Consider the following 2,666-nt stretch of genomic DNA (forward strand, 5'->3'; position numbering starts at 1 on the left):
CATCTCGGCGCTGACCTCGGGCATCACCAATACGCTGACGATCGGTTCGGGTCGCGGCGAGATCTTTGGTGCATGGAAGGGATTGGGCATCGATCAACAGGGACACAACCTGGGGCACATGGAACAGCCCGACAATCCAATTTGGATCAAAATTCGCCAGTACAACAGCCGCATGCTGGTACGGATCATGGAGAAATTAGAGAGCGTGCCTGAAGGCAGCGGTACGATGATGGACAACACGCTGATTGTTTACACCAGCAATAATGCGGATAAACAACACACCAACGGTGCCAATTGGCCTGTCATGCTGTTGGGTAACCTGGACGGCGCGTTCAAATCGGGTTGCTTTACACAGCTGGATGGCAAACGTCCGATCAACGCACTCTATACGTCGCTGCTGCGAGCCGCGGGTCAGAACGTCGATCGCTTTAACATGGACGACAAGATGGCCAAGAAGTTTGACGACAGCAACGGTCCGCTGAAGGAAGTGCTGGCATGATTAAGGTTTTCCGAACTCAACGTAGCTACCGTCGCCAGACGGTGGAAGCCTCACGTAGCTACGGTCGCCCGATGGCGGAGTCTCAATGTCGTAGCCTTTGCCGGACAGCGGTCATCCACGCTCTGGCGAGCTTAGCTACAACTGGAAATGCCACGACTGGAAATGACCGCTCGTTGCTAGGTTCGGTTCGGACGCTTGCCCTCGTCCTTCTCTCCTTCAGCCTGGTCCCCGCAGCCAACGCGGAAACCTACACGCCTGGCCAGCCGATCAACAAAGACTTTGACAGCTTTGCCAAGTCGTTTCTCGTCAATCACTGCGTCGACTGTCACGGCGAATACGATCCTGAAGGCGGGTTGTCGCTCGAGGATTTGGGCGCGGTGGATGAGATCAATGCCAGCACTTGGACGAGCGTCTGGGCCCAGGTCGCCCTGAACGAGATGCCGCCGCCAGACATGACGCAGCCCGAGGTGATCGAGCGACTGCAGTTCTCGGACTGGGTCGTCAACGAACTCTCGCGGGTTTTGCGAGACAAGGGTGGTTTTCATGCTCACCGCGATCCCAACAAAGGCAACTTCGTCGATCACGAACTGCTGTTCGGACAACTGCCCGATGAAATCGAACTGCGACCGACATCGTCGCCCGCCCGTATCTGGCGTGTGACCCCCGAGGAACATATCACTCGGCTGAATGAACTGATCAATACCGAGCCCGAATTCGATCCGAAAAAACCGGGGCTGCGGACCCGCGGCGACGCCGTTCCGACCAACCACGGCGGCGAACTGAAGCTTTACTTTGGAACCGATCGCATCATCTTTTGGCAAGGCGGAACGGTCGCCTATGCCACGGCGGTCAAGAGTGTCCCCGCTGTTCTGTCGTCGGCACGCGCCCATGGGCTGGAAAACTACCCCGACTTCTACACCGTCAACAGCGCCGAAGCGACACAGATCATGGGGATGGCTGGCGACATCATTCGCTACATGATGGACGGCCCGCTAAGCATTGCCCATCCTTACCAGATCACCGACGACCCCAAATCGATCGCCGACAAAATGAAGGGCGATCTGCGTGGATTGCCAACAAGCCTCGTCTATAGCACCAAGGTCGTTCGTCCGCTGACGCCGGTCTATGACCTGATGAACGAAGAGGGTGTGACGGACGAGCGAGTGCGTGCGGCGGTCGACTTCCTATTCGAAGCGTTGACGTTCCGCCCGCCGAGCGAAACCGAGTCCGACGCTTACGTGGAAATCGTCAATCAATCGATCGATAAGCTTGGCAAGAAAGACGGCGCCGTACTGGGGCTGTCGTCCATCTTCCTTGACCGCGATGCGTTATTTCGGCCCGAGTTGGCTGCGTATGGCAAACCGGACGCGTATGGCCGCGTTATGCTGCAAGACTGGGAATTGGGATTGGCCGTCAATCACGCGCTGCGGTACATCCAACCCGATGAAGCACTGCGTGACGCGATTGTCGGTGGACGCATGCGTAGCCGAGCCGACGTCGAGCGTGAAGTGCGGCGGATGCTGGCAGACGACAGCATCCGCAAGCCAAGGATCTTGCAATTCTTTCGCGACTACTTTGATTACGACCAAGGCGGGTACATTTGCAAAGATACAAAAGCGCTGGCCGATACCGGTGCGGACAGCCGAGGCGTGAACCATTACCGCGCCATGTTTGATGCAACGGCCAGCACCGATCGTTTGATCGAAATGATTTTGCAGGAAGACAAAGATGTGCTGAAGCAATTGCTGACCACCGACAAGGTTGTCGCTTCCGAACGTGACAACATTTACTTTGGCCGACAACGCAGCAAGGAAGAGCGAGCCGCGTCGATTGCTGCGGAGCGGAAAGCTGCGGCTGAGGCAGCAAAACAAGCAGCAGCGGAGCTCAAAGCTTGGAAGCAGGCCAACCCTGGCAAGAAACCACCGGCAAAGAAACCGACCAGACGAACGTACGTCCATCACGGCGTCGAGCAAGTGGAATTTTCGGGGCCAACGATTTACGCTCGCGTCGGCCGACGTAGTTTTGGCAGAGGATCAATGGAACCGGAACGCACGCTGGCCACCGCCCCCGAAGGCGAGCGGCTAGGCATTCTGACGCATCCTGCTTGGCTTGTCTCGCACTCCGACGCAATGGACAACCACGCGATCCGACGCGGCCATTGGATCCA

1 protein-coding gene and 1 pseudogene are annotated in these 2,666 nt (G+C 57.3%); both read left to right on the forward strand.

What is annotated here, in order from left to right:
* A pseudogene (locus tag ABX962_RS34355) lies at positions 1 to 499 on the forward strand (hypothetical protein); the annotation flags it as partial.
* A 173-nt stretch (positions 500 to 672) separates the two neighbouring features.
* Positions 673 to 2,666, forward strand: a 1,994-nt coding sequence (locus tag ABX962_RS34360; protein WP_372726170.1) for a DUF1592 domain-containing protein, incomplete at its 3' end; no start/stop codon positions are given.

It is taken from the genome of Novipirellula sp., from assembly GCF_041583735.1.
GTDB lineage: Bacteria > Planctomycetota > Planctomycetia > Pirellulales > Pirellulaceae > Novipirellula.